20 protein-coding genes and 2 other annotated features (1 of these 22 cut by a window edge) are annotated in these 23572 nt (G+C 34.1%); of the genes, 3 read left to right on the forward strand and 17 right to left on the reverse strand.

Translation table 11 applies throughout. The features are described 5' to 3' along the window. Positions 1 to 162, reverse strand: a binding site (T-box leader); it reaches 78 nt to the left of the window's first position. 98 nt (positions 163 to 260) lie between these two features. The 12 genes from AABL52_RS16265 to AABL52_RS16320 form a co-directional block, all read right to left on the reverse strand. Then, a complete protein-coding gene (locus tag AABL52_RS16265; RefSeq protein ID WP_341517942.1) occupies positions 261 to 4463 on the reverse strand; it encodes a tetratricopeptide repeat protein in 4203 nt (1400 codons plus the stop codon). A 317-nt stretch (positions 4464 to 4780) separates the two neighbouring features. Beyond that, positions 4781 to 5659 (reverse strand): class I SAM-dependent methyltransferase, encoded by an 879-nt coding sequence (locus AABL52_RS16270; RefSeq protein ID WP_341517943.1) that lies wholly within the window; start codon positions 5657 to 5659, stop codon positions 4781 to 4783. A gap of 176 nt (positions 5660 to 5835) precedes the next feature. Beyond that, positions 5836 to 7524, reverse strand: a complete 1689-nt coding sequence (gene argS, locus AABL52_RS16275) for an arginine--tRNA ligase (protein WP_341517944.1) — start codon at positions 7522 to 7524, stop codon at positions 5836 to 5838. 45 nt (positions 7525 to 7569) lie between these two features. After that, positions 7570 to 7784 (reverse strand) — a binding site (T-box leader). 40 nt (positions 7785 to 7824) lie between these two features. Next, entirely contained in the window at positions 7825 to 8601 is a 777-nt protein-coding gene (locus AABL52_RS16280) for a class I SAM-dependent methyltransferase (protein WP_341517945.1), read from the reverse strand. A gap of 49 nt (positions 8602 to 8650) precedes the next feature. Then, the gene (locus AABL52_RS16285) at positions 8651 to 9085 is read right to left on the reverse strand and encodes a BrxA/BrxB family bacilliredoxin (protein ID WP_000063705.1); all 435 of its coding nucleotides are present in this window, start codon (positions 9083 to 9085) and stop codon (positions 8651 to 8653) included. An 83-nt stretch (positions 9086 to 9168) separates the two neighbouring features. Beyond that, positions 9169 to 9552: a thiol-disulfide oxidoreductase DCC family protein gene (locus tag AABL52_RS16290; RefSeq protein WP_000634892.1), complete on the reverse strand. Its 384-nt coding sequence runs from the start codon at positions 9550 to 9552 to the stop codon at positions 9169 to 9171. Positions 9553 to 9555: 3 nt separating this feature from the next. Then, on the reverse strand, positions 9556 to 10683 hold the full coding sequence (locus AABL52_RS16295) for a conserved virulence factor C family protein (protein ID WP_341517946.1): 1128 nt from the start codon (positions 10681 to 10683) through the stop codon (positions 9556 to 9558). Between the two features lie 134 nt (positions 10684 to 10817). Then, positions 10818 to 11156: a single-stranded DNA-binding protein gene (locus tag AABL52_RS16300; RefSeq protein WP_000982032.1), complete on the reverse strand. Its 339-nt coding sequence runs from the start codon at positions 11154 to 11156 to the stop codon at positions 10818 to 10820. 158 nt (positions 11157 to 11314) lie between these two features. Continuing rightward, the gene (locus tag AABL52_RS16305; RefSeq protein WP_016134349.1) at positions 11315 to 11569 is read right to left on the reverse strand and encodes a DUF4318 domain-containing protein; all 255 of its coding nucleotides are present in this window, start codon (positions 11567 to 11569) and stop codon (positions 11315 to 11317) included. Between the two features lie 144 nt (positions 11570 to 11713). Next, complete coding sequence (locus AABL52_RS16310) at positions 11714 to 12445, reverse strand: Bax inhibitor-1/YccA family protein (protein ID WP_001260655.1); 732 nt, start codon at positions 12443 to 12445, stop codon at positions 11714 to 11716. 75 nt (positions 12446 to 12520) lie between these two features. After that, positions 12521 to 14416, reverse strand: a complete 1896-nt coding sequence (locus tag AABL52_RS16315) for an ABC-F family ATP-binding cassette domain-containing protein (protein WP_341517947.1) — start codon at positions 14414 to 14416, stop codon at positions 12521 to 12523. Continuing rightward, on the reverse strand, positions 14413 to 15060 hold the full coding sequence (locus AABL52_RS16320) for an HD domain-containing protein (protein ID WP_336181382.1): 648 nt from the start codon (positions 15058 to 15060) through the stop codon (positions 14413 to 14415). The genes AABL52_RS16315 and AABL52_RS16320 overlap by 4 nt, the downstream gene beginning before the upstream one ends. Before the next feature lie 109 nt (positions 15061 to 15169). Between AABL52_RS16320 and AABL52_RS16325 the strand changes: the two genes are divergently transcribed. Further along, entirely contained in the window at positions 15170 to 15958 is a 789-nt protein-coding gene (locus AABL52_RS16325; protein ID WP_341517948.1) for a hypothetical protein, read from the forward strand. A 628-nt stretch (positions 15959 to 16586) separates the two neighbouring features. On the opposite strand, the gene AABL52_RS16330 is transcribed toward AABL52_RS16325, so the two are convergent. Then, positions 16587 to 17738: a hypothetical protein gene (locus AABL52_RS16330; RefSeq protein ID WP_341517949.1), complete on the reverse strand. Its 1152-nt coding sequence runs from the start codon at positions 17736 to 17738 to the stop codon at positions 16587 to 16589. Positions 17739 to 18490: 752 nt separating this feature from the next. Then, a complete protein-coding gene (spoVS, locus tag AABL52_RS16335; protein ID WP_000427792.1) occupies positions 18491 to 18763 on the reverse strand; it encodes a stage V sporulation protein SpoVS in 273 nt (90 codons plus the stop codon). A 482-nt stretch (positions 18764 to 19245) separates the two neighbouring features. On the opposite strand from spoVS, the gene AABL52_RS16340 reads away from it, so the two are divergent. Next, complete coding sequence (locus tag AABL52_RS16340) at positions 19246 to 19803, forward strand: preprotein translocase (protein WP_097844632.1); 558 nt, start codon at positions 19246 to 19248, stop codon at positions 19801 to 19803. A 165-nt stretch (positions 19804 to 19968) separates the two neighbouring features. Here the strand turns inward: AABL52_RS16340 and AABL52_RS16345 are convergent, their stop codons facing one another. The 3 genes from AABL52_RS16345 to exsG all read right to left on the reverse strand — a co-directional run bounded on the left by AABL52_RS16345 (position 19969) and on the right by exsG (position 22368). Continuing rightward, the gene (locus tag AABL52_RS16345) at positions 19969 to 21552 is read right to left on the reverse strand and encodes an esterase/lipase family protein (protein WP_423250481.1); all 1584 of its coding nucleotides are present in this window, start codon (positions 21550 to 21552) and stop codon (positions 19969 to 19971) included. A 238-nt stretch (positions 21553 to 21790) separates the two neighbouring features. Then, complete coding sequence (locus AABL52_RS16350) at positions 21791 to 22000, reverse strand: hypothetical protein (protein WP_000830260.1); 210 nt, start codon at positions 21998 to 22000, stop codon at positions 21791 to 21793. 215 nt (positions 22001 to 22215) lie between these two features. Then, positions 22216 to 22368, reverse strand: coding sequence for an exosporium protein ExsG (gene exsG / locus AABL52_RS16355; protein WP_000395678.1), 153 nt, complete (start codon positions 22366 to 22368; stop codon positions 22216 to 22218). Between the two features lie 208 nt (positions 22369 to 22576). Between exsG and AABL52_RS16360 the strand changes: the two genes are divergently transcribed. Beyond that, complete coding sequence (locus tag AABL52_RS16360; RefSeq protein WP_341517951.1) at positions 22577 to 23512, forward strand: excalibur calcium-binding domain-containing protein; 936 nt, start codon at positions 22577 to 22579, stop codon at positions 23510 to 23512. Positions 23513 to 23572 lie beyond the last annotated feature (60 nt).

The following is a 23572-nucleotide window of genomic DNA, read 5'->3' on the forward strand; positions in this document are numbered from 1 at the left end:
ACGTGTTCTTTGTAACGGTAGACATCCGTCCGGGCTTACTTATTTTCAGCCTCGGCTCCTCGGAGATGATTTTCAAATAACGTCTGAACACCGGCTTTCAGCAACATACCGGCTCTCTGGGGAACAGTACACTATTTTACTCTTTCTCGTCTTCAGATTTGTATACTTTGTTAAAAGCTATTTTATGCCATTGGGCAACAAATTGTCAACTAATTCGAAATATATTTTTATTTATACCCTTTTTCGCGATTCTTATACAATTACTTTTCAAATTCTCGCAATGCTGCTAAATTTTCATCATCCTCGATAAGTTCAGCAAAGAATCCGGATTCATCCTCACGAAGAACAATTTCAAGCTCTTCCTTCGCCTCTTCAATTCTGTTTAACTGCGCTAAATAACAAGCACGATCGTATCTTGCTAACAAATCACTCGCATCAATTGTTAATACTTCATTTGCTATTTTTTCTGCCTTTATCGTTTGTCCGGCACCATGATATGAAGATGCTAAAGAAAGAAGAATCGCTGTTTCATTTGGATGATGTATAGAAGCATTTTCTAATATATGAATCGCCTCTTCAAACCTTTCTTGACTTTGATACATTTCTCCTAAAGCAAGAAACGCTCTACTTACAAAAGGTGTTTGCTCCGTTAATTGTAAGGTAATCTTTTCTGCTTTTCTTTCTTCCCCTATTTTAAAGAATACTTGTGCTTGTAAAAGAAGCGTATCATAATCATCTGGTAACTCTCGAACCATTTGCTTCGTTAATTCTGAAGCATCCCGTAACATATCTTCTTCCTCACACTCTATGAATAGATTTACAAGTTGCTTTGCTACATCGTAATCCCATCTATTTTCTAACGATGTTTGCAATACATCTATCGCCTCTTTATACATCGCCACATTCTCGTAAAATAGTGCAAATCGCTGCGCTGCCATACTATTTTTCGGATTTAACTTTAACGAAATTTCATACAAATCAATGATTGTAGTAATAATCGAAATTTCTTTCGCACGGTTTTTCATACGATAAAAAGCTCTCGTAATTATGGATTTCTTCGGCTGTTCATTTTGTTGACGTTCAATCCATCTTTCTGTAACTGCAGATGCAGCATACATAAATGCCATACTTCTATCTGCCTTCTTCACTTTTAACGTATGAAGAAAATCTCGTATGTTAGACAATTTCTTATGTTGTTCTATCGATTTTACATATACATCAAATATACGTTCATTATTTGCATCTTTTTGTATCACTTTCATTGCAATCTCAATTGCTTTTTCATTTCTATTTTTCACTAACACTTTTGCATAATGATATAGAACTTCTATATGCTCACCATCTAATTGTAGCGCTTCTTCAATCTGTACTTGTTCTTTATCTATTTCATCCATCGCTCCATACACATATGCAATCGCATCTAATCGCCATATTTCAGGTACTTCGTCCGCTAATTGTTCTAGTTCCGTCAGTAACTCTTCCTGAAGATTCATTTCTACTGAAAGCTGTGCCAAATATTCCATATTAATATGCATCGGCTCTTCTTTCATCGCCTGAACCATATGACTTTGTTCTTTAGAACGGTTTTCTTCTTTTTCGTATATTTCCGCAAGCTGTAAATGTACACCTACGAAATTCTCATCAAGCTCTAAACATGTTTCATACGCTTGTTTTGCTTCCGTCAATTGCCCTAATGCCATGAGTGTTTCACCAATTCGGTAATAAGGTAATGCCGTTTCCTTTTGTTCTATCGACTTATTATACCTTTTCATCGCTTGGCCGTACTGCCCAATAGATTCATATAAAATACCTGTATAACAACCGTATTCGCTTATTTTATTTCTTTCTTTGTGTAACGTTCTTAAGAATGCTATACCTCTTTGTACAAATACTGTTCCTTTAATTCTATTCACATATTCATCTAACGCACTTGCCACATTATATTCGCTCTGCTTTATACCACTCTCTAACTTAGACAAAGCTACTTTAAACCCTTCTTCATTTCCACCAAGTTCAACCTCAGCATCCCATAGAACCATTCCCGCATTCATAAGAAAATCTTGGCTCTTTTCAATTTGGTTTTCAATACCGAGAATATATTGTTTCGCTTCCTTGTACTGTTCTTTCGCCATATAAACTTGCGTAAGTCCAAAGTGAGAATAAACATCATCATGATTTTCTTCTAAAGCACGATTATACAATGTTTCTGCTTCTTCCAGACTATCATTTTGAAAATGATAGTCACCGAGTTTTACGTATAGAGGTGCCTTATCGTCACAATTCTCAATACCTTTTAATAAAATTTCTTTCGTACTTTCCTCATCCTTCAAATCAGACTCGTATATTTCCGAAAGTTTTGTATAGATGTAAGGTGCATTACTATCCAAATGAATCGCTATTTTAAGCCCTTTTATCGCTAAATGTAATTTCCCTAAATGATGCGCACATCTCGCGCGCTCATACCATACATGTGCCTCACTTTTATTCTCTCTTAATAGGTCATTAAAAATTTCATACGCTTCTTCATATCTTTCTAAATCTATTAATATTAACCCATGATTCGTTAAAGTGAATCTTTCTGGACTACGTTCTAAAGCAACTTGAGAAAACTGCAACGCCTTTTCAGATTGATCGATATACATGTATGATAAAGCGAGAAAACTCCAAGCAATCGGCTGATCTGCGTCTAATTGTAATGATGAACGAAAACTTGAAATCGCTTCTATATAACTTTCCTGTTCAAAAGCATATCTTCCGTTTATTAAATGATATAAAGCACGATTATTTTTCTTCTCAACACTTATCAGCATTTGCCCGGCTTTTTCTAATTCTTGAAGGCGAATAAAGCACTGCGCACCATGCAATTTAACAAAATCCGAGTTCGGAAACTTCTCCATTAACTTTTCAATACAAGATATAATAAACTCATTATCTACTTCAACATCTAAATGCTTAACCGTATATAACCACGTATTCGGATTATCACTCGTCTCTTTTAAAAATTGTACTAAGTTATGAATCCCCTCTTGATCATGTTCATCTAAATGATCCGTAAGAGAAAAAACAGATTTAAAATAATGATTTTCTTCTTCATTTAAAAATGCTAGTTGCTCCTTCTTTTCTTTCGGAACAAACGTAATCGCTAAACAACCTGTGTAACGATATTTTTCTTGTAACTTACTATATTCCACAATAACTGGTTCTATAAAGTTCGGATCTTGAACATAAAAAACTTGTAACGTATCATCATATCCAGATAGCACTTGCACATGTGAAGCATGCTCAATATCTATACTTAATAAAACAGGAATCCCTTCATTAAGTAGTCTCTTATAATTTTCCTCATTCCCTTTAAAATAACGATATTCATAACCTAATTCTTCTAAATAAGAAACAGTATCTGAAAACTTCGAGCCTGTCATATCAAAAATAAATTCTGCTATTTCATCTTGTGTACGTTTTTCTCCCCATAATTGCAACATCATTTCTAAACTTGTCGGAACACAATAATTATCCTTTTGGACAATGGGAACTATCGGTAAGTGCACCTTTTTTCCATCTGGATTTTTTTCTAAATTATGATATAAAGATTCTTTTAAACTTTTTTCTTCTTTTAATAACTGTTGTAAATCTACAAGTTTATTCATTTTGTAAAGCGCTTCTGCACGTAAATGTACAAAGTAAGCTTTATACGCATGATAAGGAAGTTGATTATTTAAGTTATCTATTACCGCTAACATTTCTTCATACTTCCTTAAATCTAATAAATATTTTACCTTTTCAAAATGAAAATATGGTACTTGCGGGAACTTTACAATCGCATCATTAATTAGCTGTAATGCACGTTTTTGTTCTCCTTGATTCGCATATAACTGTGATAATAAATAGGTAGATAACTCTTCACAATCTTTATGCTGCATGCCAGCTATAAATTGCTCTTCTGCTTTCTCCCATTCACCTGTATGCATATAGACGTAGCCCCATTTATCAAAAACGGCACGTGCACTGTACTCCTCTGCCTTTTGCATATAGATTAGGGCTTCTTCATTTCGTTTCATTTCCAACAGACATCGTACTAACGTAAAATATGTTTTCGCTAAAAGATCAGCTTCTATTTCTTCTTTATTTACTTCTTCTAATGATTCTTTTAACAACTGTTCTACTTCAAGTATTTTCCGCTCATCAATTAACTCATCACAATATAAAGAGAGCGTTCTCATATTTGGGAATTTTTTGTAGGCGTAGCGAATGAGGAATGAACTGTATTGGTGCATAAGTCCTTCATCAGTAAGACGTATTAATGTATCAAACTCCTTATGTGAAGGAACACTAGCAATCCAATTCTTCAAATAAGATAAAGTATTCTTTTCTTTTATATATAAAATTTCATTATTTATTTCCTGTAATCCATCTATAAATCTCTTGTCTTTCAAACAAGCATCTAACTGCTTAAAATCTAGCATGTATTCACCTCGAATATTTATTTGCACTGCTACTTGCTTAGATTTTACACATCATATTGTAGGTATTCAACTAAAATCTCCTATAATGGATAGTATTATTTAATATTATTCGAATTTATAACAAAATATAGTAAAAATGATTGTTTTTCTCTGTATTTTGTTTGATTATATGGAATAACGTAACATGAGGATCTTATCTATTGGAAGCTGGAATCCATACATGAAATTATATCGGCGATTTTCAAAATTTATCAGCGATTATACGGTGGATATCGACTTACCGACAAAAATGACAATCCTCAATAAATCGCTATCTTTCAACATTCTATGTCACCAAATGTAATTTTCATATTCGGAGCATATACTAAAGAAGAGTGCATTTGAAACGCTTTAAAAAATCGGAGTTCAGCTTCATATTGAGCTAGCGCATCATTATATGTTAATCCTCTAGTCATTAAACGCTCTATAAATTGCTGCCTATCACCTGGATTCCCTGCAATCCCCTCTTCTTTTAATGATTGATACAAACTTTGTTTATCATTATGGTGCATATTAGAATCTAAAAAGTTCACTTTATCACTTACTCTGCATTGAATATTTTTCACACCTAGTTCACTTAAAAACATCGGTATTTTCATACCAATATTTCCATCTTTTCCGCTTCTCTGCATGTCACTTTCAAATAACTGCTGCAAAGTACCTAGTCTAATAATTTCCGATTGATTCTCTCCATTTAAAGAGTATGAAGACATATTTGATATCCAATGTGGTTCAAAACAGATTATTTTTCCGCCCCTTTTAACTGAATGCATCATTTTTTGTAGTATCGTTTTTGGCGAACTCATATGTAATAAGAAAGCATGACAAATTGCTATATCGTATGTATCGTTCAATTCAATCTCTGTAGCATCTCCCTCAAGAAATTCTGACTCAAACGGAAGTAAACAAAACAGATCTCTCGCTTCAGCTAGTAATGTTTCTCCACTATCAATGCCTGTATACTTTGACCCTTCTGGAAGTAAAGGCATTAATACTAAGCCTAAATAACCATATCCACAACCATAATCAACGATATGTACTGGCTTAGTAATCTTCCAAACCATATTTACTAAAAAGCTTACATAATCGTCGTTGTAATATAAATCTCTTGTATTTTTTAAATATGTTAGTTTACTGTTCCAATCGTACGTTTCCAATTTTAATGCCCCCTTTATATATATGACATTACAATTCTCCATTTAATAAGGACATTCCTACACTTGAAACAATTCTAGAAAAGTTTAAATTTAATAAAATTAAACTTCTGCTTTCACATTTTCTATAAAAATAAATAGGCATACATTATCTACTATGATACGTATACCTATTTATTTTACATCTCCTCAGGAGCATCCACCCCAAGTAAACGTAATCCCTCTTTTAATACAACTGTCACAGCATACACTAATGCAAGTCTGCTGTCTTTCTCTTCGCTCTCTTCTAATATACGAACATTACCGTAGTATTTATTAAACGATTGTGCTACATCTAATACGTATTTTGAAATGATTGATGGCTCATTTTTGTTGAAGGCTGCTTCAATTACTTGCGGAAACTTATTCAGTAATTTTACGACGCTCCAGCTATGATCATCTTTTAATGCAAACGTACACGTTTCAAATTCCACACTTTCTTTTCTTAAAATAGAGCAAGCACGTGCATGTGTGTACTGTACGTACGGACCTGTTTCCCCTTCAAATTTCAGCATATTTTCTAATGAGAATTCGATATTATGCATACGCTCGTTTTTTAAATCGTGGAAGATAACTGCACCAGCGCCGACTTGCTTTGCTACTTCTTCTTTCTGTTTTAAGTTTGGATTTTTCTCTTCAATATTTCGTTTTGCAAGGTCTATTGCTTCCTCAAGTACTTCTTCAAGTAAAATAACTCTTCCTTTACGTGTCGACATTTTCTTACCGTCTTTTAAAATGAACCCAAACGGTACATGTTCCATGCCATCAACCCAATTGTAGCCAATCTTTTTTAATACAGTGAAAAATTGATTGAAGTGTAAACTTTGTTCCGGGCCAACTACATAAAGTGCTTTATCAAATGCATATGTGTTTTGACGATATAACGCTGCCGTTAAGTCACGTGTTGCGTAAATCGTTGCGCCATCGGATTTTCTAATTAAGCAAGGCGGCATTCCCTCTTCTTCTAAATTAACGACTAACGCGCCTTCTGACTCTTCAAGCAAATCATGTTCTTCTAAAATCCCAATAAAATCTTCCATTAAGTTATTATAAAAAGCTTCTCCTTGAAAATTAGTAAATTCAACACCTAGAAGTTCATAAATACGAGAAAATTCTTTTAAGGATTCATGACGGAACCAATTCCAAAGCTCAACAGCTTCTTTATCACCTTCTTCTAATTTCTTAAACCAAGCACGCCCCTCTTCTTCTAGTTCTTCGTCGTCTTTTACCTCTTCATGGAATTGAACGTATAACTTAAATAATTCACGTATTGGATCCTCTTTAACTACTGCTTCATTTCCCCATTTTTTATAGGCGGTAATTAACTTTCCAAACTGTGTTCCCCAATCCCCAATATAATTAATTCCTACAACTTCATAACCACATTTTTCAGCAATATGTTTCAGTGAATTTCCAATCATTGTAGAACGTAAATGCCCCATTGAAAAAGGTTTCGCGATATTAGGAGAGGAATAATCGATAACTACCGTTTTTTCACAGCCAAAGTAATTTTGACCGTACTCTTCTTTCTCCGCTAAAACCGTTTTTAATACTGCATCACTTACAATTTCACGATTAAAAAAGACATTTACATAAGGACCAACGGCCTCTACTTTCGTAAAAAATGGATCACTTAACTTCTCCGCAACTTCCTTTGCGATAATAGCTGGTGATTTTTTATATTGCTTCGCAAGTGAAAAACATGGAAATGCTACATCTCCGAATTCATCTTGTTTCGGCGTTTCGATTAAATCTAAATTTTGGTTTTTCGTTAATTCATTCGTGAAAATATTAGATAAACTTTCCGCAAACTGCGTTTTATAATCCATACTACAACCTCCTTATTTTTTAAAACACAAAAAACTCGTCTCTAAAAAAGAGACGAGTTTAAACCCGTGGTACCACCCTTGTTGTTCATTACGAACCACTTTCCCGTTTATAACGAGGACAGGGTGCCTCGGCTTTCTCTACTATTCGTTCAAGAAGCATCTCCGAAGTGCGCTTCATCTTTTTATTCCGCACTAGGCTCACACCATCCCTAGCTCGCTTTCCTTCCAAAAAAGACTACTCTCTTCATCACAGACAGTATATTTAATTAATTATTGCTTATTATACATCTTTTCAAACAATTAGCAAGGGTCAATTACACCAAAGTGAAACTTAGCACTTTTTCTTTTGTTTACGTGAAAATTATGTTTTTCAAATCTAGAACTACGGAAATGATCTTTCAGAACGACACGCTTTCTCGCCACACGCCTCGCTTCCGCAATTGTTTCATCAGTAATATCATGATACAAAGCGAAGTGTTTTAATCCTTTTATTCCATCTGATTCTATAACAGTTTCTTCAAACATTGGATCAAGGTAAACGACATCATAACTATTATCTTCACATTGTTTTAAAAATGCGTAATGCTCCGTTTGCTTCACATCGATTCGTTGCATTGCTTCATCGATTTCAGAAACGGATGAAGACCATGTTTTTAAACCATTTTCCATAATATAAGCCATATATTCATTGCCTTCAAGTCCCGTTACTTTTCCGCTTTCACCAACAATATAACTAGCTACAATACTATCTGATGCCATACCGAGCGTACAATCTAGCACTGTCATTCCACTCTCTAATTGCGTGGCTTGTACAAACGGATCGTGTTCTCCGCGCATTAACCTTTTCACACGAAACATCGCTGAGTTTGGATGAAAGAAAAACGACTCTTCCGTTCCTCTTGGATAAATTGCTAATCGGTTTTTCCCTACAACAAGTACATCTTGTTCATACTGCTCATGTAGTTTATATACTGGTATGTCATTACGTTTAACGAAAGAAACATTTAATTCTGCTGCTACCTTGTTTGCATAATCTGTCATTTCTTTGTTCGTTCTTCCTGCTGTTGTTACGATCATTTTTTCACCTCTATATAAAGAAAAGAGGGAGATTTACTCTCCCCCTTCTTTAGCAATTCTTTTCGAAAGCTTGTTCTAAGTTCGTAATAATTTCGTCCATAGTTGCACCTTCAATTTCATGACGGTGAATGAAGTGAACAACTTCTTTTCCTTTTAACAATGCCATAGATGGTGAAGATGGAGGAATTTCTCCGAAGTATTCACGCATTTTTGCAGTAGCATCTTTATCTTGGCCTGCGAATACAGTTACAAGATGATCAGGTTGTTTTTCAGCACGAACAACTGCTTGACCTGCTGATGGACGTGCTAAACCAGCTGCACAACCACAAACTGAGTTTACAACTACTAAAGTTGTACCTGCCGTGTTTTCCATAAATTCAGTTACAGCTTCTTCTGTAGTTAACTCTTCAAACCCAGAACGTACTAATTCTTGACGCATTGGGATTACCATTTGGCGCATGTATTCTTCATAAGCATTTGACATCTTGTAATCTCTCCTTCAACTTTCATTCCAAATTCATCATATCACGCTCTATTAATAGGTGCAAAAGAAAGATAACGATGATTTCATTTTTTTGTAGGGATTTCACAAACCCCACCGCGGCAATGTCCAACTGGGACAAGTTTTCTATTGTTAGCGATATAATCGTATACTTTACTTCCAAATCCAAGTACGATAGACAGTTTTATAAATGGAACGGCAAACCAATAAGATGGAACGGACTTTGCTAATACATGTATGCTATGAATCCCGTCATACCACTTATTATTTTTTAAAATATACAATCTTTGTTCCATCTTGCTTTGTAGTTCTTGAGAAAGTTCATACTTCTCAACTACATCTTCATCTCGAAATGAAACAAATTGCATCTTACCCTTTTTATCTAGTTTTTTCGTACGTTCTGCAACCGCCGTACACATCGGGCACCAACTATCATAGAAAACAATCATACATTATTCCCCTTTACGAGACTCCGTCATTTGTTTCCATACAGAACCTTTTGCTTCTTCTCCGCCTTCAATACGCTCTAATGCTAGACGCGCTTGCATCGCTACTTCAAACTCCGGATCATCTTGCGCTGCTTTTAATGCAGGAATCGCACTTTCATCTCCAAGTTCAAATAAGAACATTGCTGCACGCCAGCGTACTAATTTACTTGAATCTTTCAGAGATTTAATCATAACGAACATCGCTGCTGGATCACCTACGTCTGATAAGCAATCGCCCGCTGTACGGCGAACACTTACTGAACGATCTAATAACGCTTTATATAATAACGGCAATACCCCATCACCTTTTACCATACCTAAATACGCTGTTGCTAAACGGCGGATTGAAACTTTTTCATCATCTAACGCCATCTTCAACACTGGCATATCTTCTTCAGTAGGATCCATTTGCTCTAATGCTGCAAAACGATTTTTCCAGTCAGCATCTTTCATCATCTCTACTGTTACTTTATACGGCTCACGCTTTTGAATCGTTACTTCAACAGCACCTGCCTGGTTTAATAATTCTTTAACTGTTTCATTTACACGTTCTTCTGAATAAGCAGCAACAATCTCTTCCACTACTTCTTTCCCGATTTCTTCAAAATTACCGTAACGTGTACTTTGTTCCACCCATTTACGTTCTTTTACAACGTTTGGTGCAGACATTTGAACTTTCATAATTGATTCTTTAAAACGATCTGGTAAACCAACACGTTCTTCTGTTGTTCCATCTGTTAACTTTACTTGCATTGGAATTGTAAAGAACATTTGAACAAACACTTTCACTTCTCCAAAATGAGCAAGTTGTTGTTCTTCACTCTCTTCTACTACCTCTTCGCCGAAAACAGCACGAACTTGTTGTAATAAAACTTTCCAGTCATACTTTGCATTTCGCTCCACCGCTAAAAAGTCGGCTACATGATATACACCTTTAATGCCTTCAATTTTCAAAATTTCTTGCACTTGTATTGGTGCTTGCTCTTTATTTTCATTTGTATAATTATTACGCGCTCCTGATGGTAATACTTCATTCAAAATAACTTTCATTGTATTTGGACTTGGCGTCGGTTCAATTGCTTTAATCTTCACGTAAAAAACTCTCCTTTATTGCATGTTCTTAGGTGTATTGTAACATGTTCCACCTTTCTAAACCTACTCGGATGCTTTATTTTGCTGATTTCTTTCAACCTAATTGCCCCAAACCCATTGTTTAAAGTCCCCTCTTATTGTGATGCCCCCTCCCGCCTTCTCTCCAAAAATGTAATGCTCTCAATTACAACTTCCGTTTTATATATTCTCTTACCTTGATCATCCTCGTAATTACTCGTATGAATACGCCCGGTAATTCCAACAAGAGACCCCTTCGTACAATATTCAGTTACATTCTCAGCCGCTCTTCGCCAAACGACACAATTAATAAAATCTACTTGTTGCTCACCTAAACTATTTCGAAAACCTCTATTCACCGCAACACATACTCGTGCATAAGCGACGCCTTGCTTTGTGTAGTATAATTCTGGCTCCTTTGTCAATCTACCGATTAATACAACTCGATTCATCATAAGTTATACCACCTCACGTATTTTTCTTCATTGTAAAGAAAAATGTTTGAAGGGTAAAAAGCGTAAAATAATATATTTTAAAGTGAAAAATATTATTTTATATCTAATAAAAACAAAAAAGAAACCTTACATATTTTAAACATGTAAGGTTTCAAAATTTATACTTCACTACATGATATGTAATATCCACCGCGAGCCATCTTTATTTCAACGCGGTACATTACATTTTCTAAGTAAAAAGTAATCGGTTTAACTTTACTCTCAAATTTTAGTTTTTCATTACATTCAGCCGCATATCCTTCTATTGCTGAAGTAATAACTTCTGCTGACGGATATGTTAAAGCTTCATCTAGTTCTATGAAAAAACTTTTAGAAAATAGTTTTTTCATAATCCCTTTCTTCTCTTTCATCATATGCCATCCCCTTCAATTCAAACTATCACCATCCATATTATACCATACCCTCAATTTATCCCGCATTAACGGGCAGTAACAGCCCCACTGATTAAAATCTTTGAAAATAAAAAAATCCTGCATTTTTCATGCAGGATTTTTTTATTAGTCATTTTTCGTAAAGTAAGAAACAAAACGAAGAATTTCTAAGTATAACCAAACTAATGTAAGCATTAGTCCCATTGCAGTATACCACTCCATATATTTCGGAGCTTGACTACGTACACCATTTTCGATTAAATCGAAATCTAGTAATAAGTTTAATGCAGCAACTACGATAACAACTGCACTAATAATAATGCCGATTGTACCACCTTGGTGAATGTACGGAACCGTTACACCAAACATGTTTAGTAGAAATACGACTAAGTACATAACCATAATTCCAAGTGTCGCTGCCATCACGCCTGTACGGAATTTATCCGTTACTTTTACTACGCGCGTTGCATATAACACTAACATTGCAAATAGAATTGAGATTGTTAGTAATACAGCATTTAAAACGATAGAATCGCCAAATTTCATTGTATAAACCGCTGAAATACTACCCAATACTACCCCTTCTACCGCCGCATAGATTGGTGCACCAAAAGGTGAAATACGCGGGAAGAACATAGACGCAAATGCGATGATTGCCGCAACGATTAAAGCACCAATTAATACTGGCATCTTCATCGTCCCCTGCATCATCTGTATGTATGAATAGACAGACGTTGCAAGTAGCAAGATAAGCATAATAAACGTTTTGCCTACTGTTCCGCCAATCGTCATCGCAGAAGCGCTTGCTCCCTCTTTACGGAATGCCTCTTTTTTCAACATTGGATTAGATGTTCTCATTTTTTCCCTCCTAAAATAGGTTCTACCAATAGTGTAAAGTTTTTCTCTTTACTTTTCAATATATGCAGCTTGTTTTTATTTTAATCCTTCAACGATGTCTGATAGTTCACTCCATCTTTCCATCGTTTTTTCTAGCTCTTCTTCTGTTTTCTGCTGTGCTTCAGATAATTCTTGTGCCTTTGTGAAGTCAGATCCAACTTTCGCAAGTTCTTTCCCAATTGACTCAATTTTCTCTTCTAGTTCGGCAATTGTATCTTCAATTGTTTCCCATTCACGCTGCTCATTGTATGAAAGTTTACGTTTACGTTGTTGTTTCGGAGCTTCTTCTACCACTTTTTTCTCTTTTTGAACTTCCGCCTTCTCAATAAGTTCTTTCGTCTTTTCCATTTCTAAAAAGTCCGTATAACTACCTAGGAATTCACGCACTTCGCCTCCGCCACTAAAGATGAACAATTCATCTACTACTTTATCTAAGAAGTAACGGTCATGCGATACAGTTAAAACGACACCTGGGAAATCTTCTAAATAATCTTCCAGTACTGTTAATGTTTGTGTATCTAGATCATTCGTAGGTTCATCAAGTAAAAGTACGTTTGGTTCTCCCATTAAAATACGTAATAAATATAAACGTCTTCTTTCACCACCAGATAGTTTACCAAGCGGTGTACCATGTGAATGCGTCGGGAATAAGAAACGTTCTAGCATTTGAGATGCACCAATTACTTTTCCATCTGTCGTATGAATAACTTCTGCAATCTCTTTAATGTATTCAATCATACGCTGATTTAAATTCATCTCTTCATTTTCTTGCGTATAGTAAGCAACTTTTACAGTTTGTCCTACTTCAACTTCACCACTATCAGGAGCTAACTTACCTGCAAGCATATTTAATAGAGAAGATTTTCCGCTTCCATTCGCTCCAATGATTCCGATACGATCTCCTGGTTTCACAATATGATTAAAGTTGTGTAATACCGTTTTATCACCGAATTTTTTCGTTACATCTTTTAACTCAAGTACTTTTTTGCCAAGGCGACTTCCGCTAAGCGCAATATCAACTGACTGTTTTGCAGCTGGTCCTTCTTGACCTTTTAACTCATCAAATCGTTGAATACGTGCTTTTTGCTTTGTCGAACGAGCTTTTGCACCGCGGCGGATCCATGCTAGTTCACGGCGATATAAGTTTTGACGTTTTGATTCTTGCGCAATTTCTTGTTCTTCACGAAGTGCTTTCGCTTCTAAAAACGTACTGTAATTCCCTTCATAACTATACAGTTTTCCATTATCTAATTCGAAAATACGATTCGTCACACGATCTAAGAAATAACGATCATGGGTTACAAGTAATACCGCACCTGTATATCTTGCTAAATATTCTTCTAACCATTCCACTGTTTCATGGTCAAGATGGTTCGTAGGCTCATCCAAAATTAATAAATCAGGTGTTTCAATAAAACATTGCGCCATTGCAATACGCTTTTTTTGTCCACCAGATAGGTTTCCAACAGTTGCTGTAAAATCAGTAATTCCTAATTTCGTTAATAACGATTTTGCATTCGCATTTGCTTCCCACGCACTCATTGCATCCATACGTTGCTGCACTGCAAATAATTGTTCCTGTACTTTTTCATTACTTGGATCTTTTTCGATATTTAATAACGATTGTTCATAATCACGAAGAAGACGAATTAAAGGTGTATCACCATGGAACACTTGCTCTAATACTGTTAGTTTTTCATCAAACTCTGGTTGCTGTGATAAATAACTAATTGTATACCCACGTGAATGCGTCATATCACCTGTGTCAGGAGTTTCTAACCCTGCAATAATTTTTAATAATGTCGATTTACCAGTACCGTTTACACCAATAATTCCGACACGTTGTCCTTCTGTAATACTACATGATAATCCATCAAATAACGGTTTTTCTCCGTATGATTTCGATAAGTTTTCCACAGTTAACATTTTCATATTTGTGCATTCCACTCTTTCATAAATTGTTCAATAAACTGTTCCATATAACGATGACGAACTTCAGCCTCTTGTTTTGCTGCGTTCGTGTTCATTAAGTCTTTTAGTTTCAAAAGTTTTTCATAAAAATGATTTAAAGACGGATCGTTATTTTTTCTATATTCATCTTTCGTCATCACTTCACGCGGAGGAATAGTTGGATCATACATTAATCTCCCTTTCGCTCCACCATACGCAAATGTGCGAGCTATTCCAATTGCTCCAAGTGCGTCTAAGCGATCCGCATCTTGAACAAGCTTCCCTTCAAGTGACTCCACTTTACCGCCATGACCACCTTTATAAGACATATTGGCAATGATATGAAGAACATGTTTACTTTCCTCTTCTCCCACATGTAATTCTTCTAACCAATCAGAAACTTTTTTCATTCCTGCTTCTTCGCTTTCATTTAACTTCTCATCTGCCACATCGTGAAGTAATGCTGCCATTTCAATTATAAAACGATTTCCTCCTTCTTGCTCGGATAAAGAAATCGCCAGTTTATGTACGCGTTCAATATGATACCAATCATGCCCACTCGCATCTTTTTCTAAAATATGTTTTACAAAAGTAATTGTTTTTTGAATCTTTTCTTGTTTTGTCATTTTATCTTCACCCAGTTACTTATTGTAACACGCCCGCATTTTTTCATCACATATTTTCTTGTCCGCCCATACACTGAGTGGTAAGCATCATCATGAAGGAGGAATAAATATGTTCTATAATAATCAACCGCCTTATCCACAACAACCATTTTACCCTCAGCAACAGGACAAAAGATACACAGAGCAATATGAAGAACAAGAGCAACAATATGAACAAAATCCATACGAAACACCGCAAAATCAAGAGCAACAATATCAGCAAAACGCATACGACACACGTCCAAATTATGAATACCCTCAAAACCCATATGCAGTACCGCAAAATCAAGAACAACAATATCAACAAAATCCATATGCAGCACCACAAAATCAAGAGCAACAATATCAACAAAATCCATATGCAGCACCACAAAATCAAGAGCAACAATATCAACAAAATTCATACGCAACTCAGCCGCAACAACCGCAATACCAGCCGCAAATGTATCAACCAAACTATGGCGCGCGTGTTTCACCTCCGGCACCACAAACAATTGATCCGACACAACCACAAATTTTACCACCGGGACCAACACTTGATATTACACAACCGCAAATCTTACCACCAGGACCAACATTTGATATTACACAGCCTCAAATCTTACCGCCTGGACCAATTACAGAACCAACACAACAACAAATTCAACAAGTTGTCGGTACACAGTTTTTACCTTTAAAGAAACCTGTACTAGATTTCGTAAAACCTTGGGTAGATTACGGTTTAAATGAAGCAAAACATACATCGCACAAACATGCTTTAACAGAAGTTGCGGCGATTATGTTTTTAGTTGGGAAAGGATTCAATCCAACGATTGCACATTATATTGTGGAATCTTGGGAGAAGAATGAGCAGTTTTAGAGGTTTTTATTCTCACAAAACTATAAAAGTGTCACAAATGCCTGGTTTATAGCATTTGTGACACTTTTTGTTTGTTATATTATATAAATAAACTTAATATTCTTTTATGTATTTTAGTGTTCACCTCCACAATTATTTCTTTCAATCATTGAAATCAGAGTACTTTCTATATCCTTGTTCAATAACAACATCATACCGTTTATTATCTTTATCAGACCTTGAATCCTTATTATTATACACAGTGATATCACCATTGTTTTTTAGCCATTCCAGATTTTCATGAACATATTTATAAATGAATGATCTAGTTTCTTTTAATGAATTAAATACTTTAGAAACAGTATCAGGGCTTTCCCCATTACATGACTAAATATACTATTTTAGTTATATTCCAACTTCGATTGCTACTGTGGGTATGGTCACTTCTACTATAATACTTATAAGTCCTATATTACATTTTATTTTCTTAAAAACTATCCTTATACTTATTAAAAATATTATAAAATTAATATATGAAAATTGCATTTATCAAACAAAATATCAATGTCCTTTTTAAACTATACTATATATAGCATATGAATTTTTATGCTACATACATCGGAGAATTTTTAAAAAAACTTTAATATCTCTAACTTTCGTTTTGTTTTCTCTGCTCTTCTTCCCAATCTGCTTTCTCATATTCATTCATTTCGTCTTTAATTCCTAAATATGTAGCAACTGACAGTACAATTAAGTTTACACTTAAAAAAACCTGTAATGTATGAAGGAACTTCCCTAATGGTTTCAAATTAACTATATCAAATGATATATTAAACGCTGATACAGATCCACTATATAATAGATAATCTAAATATCCATCAATTAATATTGATGCTGGTAATATCCCACTTATATAGTGTGGCTTCAAATAATACAATATAGAAAACAAAAAAACAAACTCTAAGTAACTATGTATCGCTAAAGAAATTCTATGCCCCCGTTTAAGATTTGTAGAACGATTTCCAATATCTAAGTCACGATTCATTTTCGATTTTACAACATCATTATAAAAAGCCACTGTTACTTCAATACCTCTAGATATTAATCGTACAAAAACAAACATAAATAATAGATATTTTATATCATTTTGATTAATAGTTATTTTAATCGAATTTCCAAAACCAGGAATCAGACTATTTTGATAATCCATATTCTTGATAAGTATACTTATCAAGATTAAGAAACCCGCAGAACAAATATTTTTCCAATTTGAATATATAACAAAAGACTTTAATCTTATTTTCTCTTGGTGTATTTCACATCCATAAGTTCCTTTTCCATCTTTATCCTTACAATCAATATCTCTATTTAGATAAAAATGTTTTTCAGACCCTTTATACTTTCTTAATAGACATTTTTTATTTAATTCTTTTCGCTCCCGTAGGGTGTATTTAAAAACATCAGCAAAAAAATAATCATGTGAGAAAATAAACTTTAGAAAAAAATCCACATTGCCCCTATAATAATAATTCTTTAAATCTTTATAGGAAATTTTTTTTATTTGATTCTCACTGTTATCGCAATGTGTAAATACAATCTTTTTGAATATACTTGCATGAAAAAAATAGGACCATAAAATTGATGCTATATACGCAATTATAAACATAGTGATTAAATATCCATTTAAAAAATTTATGATTTGTGAAGAAAATACAAATACAAATATAAATGAAATGAAAATAGATTTCCTTTTCCACATTTGATTATCGAGTTTTTTATTTTGAAGTTGCTTTTGTGCCATACTTTTCTCCTTATTTTTATACTCATTTAGTCTTTACAGAAATACGTTTTAAAGATATAGCTATATCTTTTATTCTTTTCACATGCCCTTACCTTTGTTCCTTAACATATCACATAGTTCATTGATTACCGCCAATTTTAATGTATACCTTAATACCATAACTTCATTGTAACTTCCTCACACTTAGCACCAAAGATAACACCTTTTTCTTAACCCCATTTTTCAGTTAGATTTCATTTTATCCACAATTAAATTCTTTTCTTCCATCTAAAGAACATCAAATTGTTGTATAAAATCACTCAGGCTACTCCTTATTTAAAATACCTTATATAAATATAGTAATATTTTCTAAAATATACAATACCCCACTACTGGAACTTCGAATTTTTTTTAAAAAGCACCTTGATTTTCAAGTATGAACAAAATATAAGAATTAACAATTTGATATCCTACAATCCTTTATATTTCAGAACTTTGTAATTACCTCATTGAAATCTTTGAAAAAGAATGATCCGTTTTAGAGTTTTTTATTAGAATACATAAAACCTTCAAAAATTCGTTAAATTAGAAATTAAAGGACATGAGTCCGGTACAATCCCCCCCTCTAGGAACCTCCAAATAAAATATCAATTATAATTTTCGAAAGTTATTTCCACAAATCATAAAAAGTGTCACAAATGCCTGTTTTACAAGCATTTGTGACACTTTTTGTTTGTTATGTTAAATATCATTTCAATACTGAGTTACTGCAGTTACCTTCTCTTTCTAGGACCAATAATTAATTTAATCGCCGTTCTTTCTTGATCATTAATAGTAACCTCTTGAAATGCTGGAACAAAGGCTAAGTCAATACCACTTGGTGCGACAAATCCTCTTGCAATCGCAATTGCTTTTATTGCTTGATTTAAAGAACCCGCCCCAATCGCTTGAATTTCTACATTTCCACTTGTTCTTAGTACACCTGCAATTGCACCTGCCACTGAATTTGGTTTTGATTTTGAAGATACTTTTAATATATTTTCCATGTAAGTTGCTCCCTCTATTATTTAATCGCTCTTTTGTTACCGTTTAAAATATTTCAACGTATCTTTTACTACTATTCACACCAAAAGCAAACAATGCTACATATGTACATTCATTCGATACTTTTCGTCTTCTTCCTGCCCCGCTACGTAAATAAAGACGAACAACCATAAACTCTAATATACAAACGTTTTAAAAGATAGACATTTGCTTTAACGATCACATCATTGCAACTGAGACTACTGGTTTTATTTTTACATGTGAAAGCGAAATATGCGTTTCCGCTCCACTTCAATATCCTAAGATATTCCGCTTGTATTTTTATCAAATCATTAACCTTTTTTCTTCAAGAATTGTTACAGCTACTTTTCTATTACTATATTTCATTATATTAGCACATTATAATCCAAATCTATCACCTTTTATATAAGACAGGCATAAAATACTATGAGTATACACTTCATTCATAATAGGAGGTAATATATTGGGTTCGTACTATCATTCTTCAAACTCCAATAAAAAATGTTCATGTAAATCTTCTTCTAGCTCATATAAAAAATGCTCATGCAATTCCTCTTCTAGTTCCTGTAAAAAAAACTGTCCGGCATACGGCACTTTTTGGCAAACAGAGTTTATAACTGTTCCTTTCGGAGATCCTTTTCCATTTAATCACGTTGGCCCTATAGCAGGAGGAGTTTCCTTACTAAATCCTACTACTATACAATTTAGTCAAGCTGGTGATTATAGAGTTTCTTTCATTTCAACGATTAACACTACTTTAAATCCTGTATTTCCACATATACCAGTCATGACTATATTTTTAAATAATAATCCACTTGCTAATAGTCAAGGTGACTTTGCTTTTCAAATGAATACTTCATCAAATAACGAATGCCTTCAACTTGCAGGCGAAACGATTGTTACAGTACCAGCTAATGCAACCCTTCAACTGAAAAATAATAGTGGTTTTAATCATCAAAGTATTATAACTTGTGATAATGGTATCAATGCAGTTGAATTAACAGTTATAAAACTAAGTTAATAATCATCTTCTCATTCAGATGCTATTTCAGCATCTTTTTTTATTGAAAAATGTTCTTTTGATTCCCATTATGCTTTTCTGTTCATCTAATAAACATGAAAAAAGTACCGAACTCTTCTACTACAAATGTTCGGTACTTTTTTATTAAAAATCTCTCATTCTTTCTTACTTCTCCACATAAACCGACTTAACGATTGTACGATTATATGGTTGTCCTTCTTTATTCATTCCTTTTATATCCATCGTAACGTTGTATACTCCTGGTTGCTTTATGTCCTTCAAAGCACCAGTAAATGTAGTATTATTAACATTTTGTAATTCATTATATTCAGAGACTAGTTTTCCTTCTTTATTAACTACTCTTACTGTTATGGAAAGATCCCCTTTCATTTCAGGTGCTACAGGTGATTTTTTCAGTTTATACTCAGATTTATTTGCTTTAACTTTTGTAGGCATTTGAAGAACAAATGGTGCGTCATTCTTGTAATCGCTTACAACTAAAAATGCATCTTTCGACTGCTTCGCCATCATTTTCACTTTCCATTCTCCTACATCCATTTTATCAAATTTAAATGTTCTAATAGTCGCACCACCAAAGAAAGATTCACCTTCACCAGTAGTTATAACACTATCCTTATTTGTATATATTTTTCCTTTTGGTGATATCATTTGTACTTCTACATCAGAAGAAGCAGTTAATATAGAAACGATACCTTCTGCCTTTTTATCAACGGCAACAGTTTGCTCTATCCACTGATTTTGTGGCAATTCTCCGCCTAAAATATTTTGATTTGAAGTTGTATTTAATTGTTCTATATTTTCATTTGAACTAGTGCTGGATGCTACTAAAGCTGGTACAGCTACATTTGATGTACGTAAATATGGTTCAATTCGCGCGAAAACAGCTGATCCTTTTCGTATATTATCATGATCGAATCTGGAATCTGTAAATAAATGCGTTCCATACGGTAACTTAGCACTCCACTCATTTACTAATCCATCATTTGAACCGTATGATGACAAATAGAACCCGCCCATAGATAAAGCAGAAAATACTGGTCCCCAGCTAGTCCCGGTAGCCGTATAGTAACGGTTTAATTTAGCTGCTGGATTATTATCAATCGTTGAACGAAATTTTGCCATTTCCCCCATTTGTAATGAATACGTACCATCATCTTTTTGCCCTAATATAGAAGCAAGCCATCCTGCCCACCAACTATATGATAAATCTGCCAAGTTTGATCCATGATGTGGCGTCGCAAGCGTAATAACATTTCCTACAAATCGATTTGCACCATATCCTACTAATGCAGCCTGTGTATCGATACCGCCTTTACTATGTGCTACAATATTAACTTTTTTACCGAAGTGATTATATATTTCTTCTAATTTTTGTGCTAACAATTTTCCGTTGTCCCACTGACTAGCTGACCCTTTCCCAGCAGCATCATATAATTGTATAAATACTGTTTGATAGCCTGCTTTTAAAGCATAGTCATACATATCATTTATATCGTGATACACTGTCTTTCCATACCAACTATCAGCATTCCCATTCCTTCCTTGTACAAAAAGAATTGGAGGCTTATTCTCATCGTAATTAGCAGGTTTTTGACCTAAAAACCATTCTCCAGGTGTAAATACTTCTTTATCTGGAAATCCCGTTTTAATTTCTTTTACTTCCTCCGCCTCTACCTTCGTACTAACAGCCATCGGAGTTATAATAAAAAATGCGAGAAATAATAACATACACCTTTTCAAAATCCTCATTAACATTCCCCCTTTTTTGAAAGGAAGCACTATTTTACTCTAGTTATTTTTGCAGGTGAAATAAATAGTAACTGTCCTTTCTTATGAAACGTTATTCTCTCAACATGTATTCATTCCTTTTCCTATTAAGCTCATTAAAAATTTCTCAACATATTTCTAGCTAAAAAAGCTGCGTATAAAAGGTCTATTTCATAACCTTTTATACGCAGCTTCTTTCTTATAAATCAATGATATACTCATCATCATATTTATCGTATTGGAGCCCTGATCCTATTTTTGATTCCGTAACTTGATCTCTTAAAAACGGTGCAGCTTCCATTTTGCTAGTTGCAATTTCAATTCCATATTTTTTCGTTAAATGGGCTAATTCTATTAAAAACCACTCTCTTCGCAATGTAACTGGAATATCCAATGTTCTTCTTTTCATATATAATAGCACCTCTTTAATTTCATAACTTAATGAACATCACTACATGCACGTGTGAAAACTACCTTTCATCACTAACATCCAATGAAACATTATAGTATATGCATGTCCATTTTAAACGTGCTATTACAAAACATATTTTAGTATACATAATCATATTATGTAAGAGTAGAAGAGAAAGGTATATCCCTTCCCTTCTACTCTAGAAACTTAAATTAAGAACATCTTGGTACACCTAAAGCTAAGAATAAACCTGCTACTCCCGCAGTAATCGGTACTTTTAACGTAATAACATCGTCTACTTTCGTTACTAAAAAGAAAGCATTACCTTCTTGTAATATACAAGTTACCAATAATTGAAATTCCATTTAAACCCCCTCCTTTCAATCGATATATTATACTTTATGAATTCCCTTTAAAAATGTAATAGGAAATACATCTATTTTTCCTTATATATTAAATAAATGTTTATAAGTCTATTAAAAGTACTAATTTTCTAATTTTATATAAATCGTGTAATATCCAATAAGTTCCTATATAATCAATAGTGAAAATCTTACAAATGGAGGTATAAAAATGGCGATTTTGAGTAATATTGGTGCAGCTTTATTTTTTATTGCTTTTATTCTTTTAATACTATGTATCATTTCATTCTTTAAGAAAAATGGAAAAGCAAAACAATATGGTCGTCCTACTGTTATTCTTTTTATGATTTCAATTCTCTTAATAGGAATGGGCACTACAAAATCTGAACACCCAGTCATCGATTTTTTTGCTACTTTAAGTTTAATTTTATTTATTTTTTTCCTTGTTCTAGCAATCTTATCCGTAATTAAAAAGACAGGTGTAGCAAAAAAACAATTTATTATCACTGCTATTTTATTTGTCATTTTTGTTGCATTATCAAGTATTTCAGCTCCTTCTTCTGAAAAGACGACAGCAACAAATAAACAAGTCGCTTCTAATAAGGCAGAGAAAAAAGATGATAAAAAGAAAGAAGCGGACGAGAAAACTCAAAAGCAAGAAGATGAGAAGCATCTAGCCGATGAACAAGCTCGTAAGCAAGAGGATGAAAAACGCCAAGCCGAAGAGCAAGCTCGTAAGCAAGAGGATGAAAAACGTCTAGCCGATGAACAAGCTCGCAAACAACAAGAAGAGCAAAAACGTCTAGCTGATGAACAAGCTCGTAAACAACAAGAAGAGCAAAAACGCCAAGCTGATGAACAAGCTCTTAAACAACAAGAAGAGCAAAAACGCCAAACTGATGAACAAGCTCGTAAGCAACAAGAAGAGCAAAAACGCCAAGCTGATGAACAAGCTCGTAAACAACAAGAGGAACAGAAAAAAGCACAGCAAGCTCAAACACAACCTGCTGCAAGTAACAATAGTAATGTAACTTACAAAAATTGTACTGAAGTTAAAAATGCTGGAAAAGCTCCATTATATAGAGACCAACCAGGTTATAGCTCTAAACTTGATCGTGATGGCGATGGAGTTGCATGTGAAAAATAGTAGTAAAAAAGAAGCTTCTAGTAAGCTTCTTTTTTTATTATCAGAAACGATTGCAACGAA

Source organism: Bacillus paramobilis (assembly GCF_038096195.1).
GTDB lineage: Bacteria > Bacillota > Bacilli > Bacillales > Bacillaceae_G > Bacillus_A > Bacillus_A mobilis.

Excerpts from the sequence above, each read along its gene's own strand:
- argS (WP_341517944.1), bottom strand. The coding sequence starts at position 7,524 with ATGGATTATAAAACGCAGTTTGCGGAAAGTTTATCTAATATTTTCACG.
- AABL52_RS16265 (WP_341517942.1), bottom strand. The coding sequence starts at position 4,463 with ATGCTAGATTTTAAGCAGTTAGATGCTTGTTTGAAAGACAAGAGATTT.
- AABL52_RS16345 (WP_423250481.1), bottom strand. The coding sequence starts at position 21,552 with ATGTTATTATTTCTCGCATTTTTTATTATAACTCCGATGGCTGTTAGT.
- AABL52_RS16290 (WP_000634892.1), bottom strand. The coding sequence starts at position 9,552 with ATGATTGTTTTCTATGATAGTTGGTGCCCGATGTGTACGGCGGTTGCA.
- AABL52_RS16305 (WP_016134349.1), bottom strand. The coding sequence starts at position 11,569 with ATGATGAAAGAGAAGAAAGGGATTATGAAAAAACTATTTTCTAAAAGT.
- exsG (WP_000395678.1), bottom strand. The coding sequence starts at position 22,368 with ATGGAATTTCAATTATTGGTAACTTGTATATTACAAGAAGGTAATGCT.
- AABL52_RS16280 (WP_341517945.1), bottom strand. The coding sequence starts at position 8,601 with ATGATCGTAACAACAGCAGGAAGAACGAACAAAGAAATGACAGATTAT.
- AABL52_RS16320 (WP_336181382.1), bottom strand. The coding sequence starts at position 15,060 with ATGACAAAACAAGAAAAGATTCAAAAAACAATTACTTTTGTAAAACAT.
- AABL52_RS16310 (WP_001260655.1), bottom strand. The coding sequence starts at position 12,445 with ATGAGAACATCTAATCCAATGTTGAAAAAAGAGGCATTCCGTAAAGAG.
- AABL52_RS16300 (WP_000982032.1), bottom strand. The coding sequence starts at position 11,156 with ATGATGAATCGAGTTGTATTAATCGGTAGATTGACAAAGGAGCCAGAA.
- AABL52_RS16350 (WP_000830260.1), bottom strand. The coding sequence starts at position 22,000 with ATGAAAAGAAGAACATTGGATATTCCAGTTACATTGCGAAGAGAGTGG.
- AABL52_RS16360 (WP_341517951.1), top strand. The coding sequence starts at position 22,577 with ATGGCGATTTTGAGTAATATTGGTGCAGCTTTATTTTTTATTGCTTTT.
- AABL52_RS16325 (WP_341517948.1), top strand. The coding sequence starts at position 15,170 with ATGTTCTATAATAATCAACCGCCTTATCCACAACAACCATTTTACCCT.
- AABL52_RS16285 (WP_000063705.1), bottom strand. The coding sequence starts at position 9,085 with ATGTCAAATGCTTATGAAGAATACATGCGCCAAATGGTAATCCCAATG.
- AABL52_RS16330 (WP_341517949.1), bottom strand. The coding sequence starts at position 17,738 with ATGGCACAAAAGCAACTTCAAAATAAAAAACTCGATAATCAAATGTGG.
- spoVS (WP_000427792.1), bottom strand. The coding sequence starts at position 18,763 with ATGGAAAATATATTAAAAGTATCTTCAAAATCAAAACCAAATTCAGTG.
- AABL52_RS16315 (WP_341517947.1), bottom strand. The coding sequence starts at position 14,416 with ATGAAAATGTTAACTGTGGAAAACTTATCGAAATCATACGGAGAAAAA.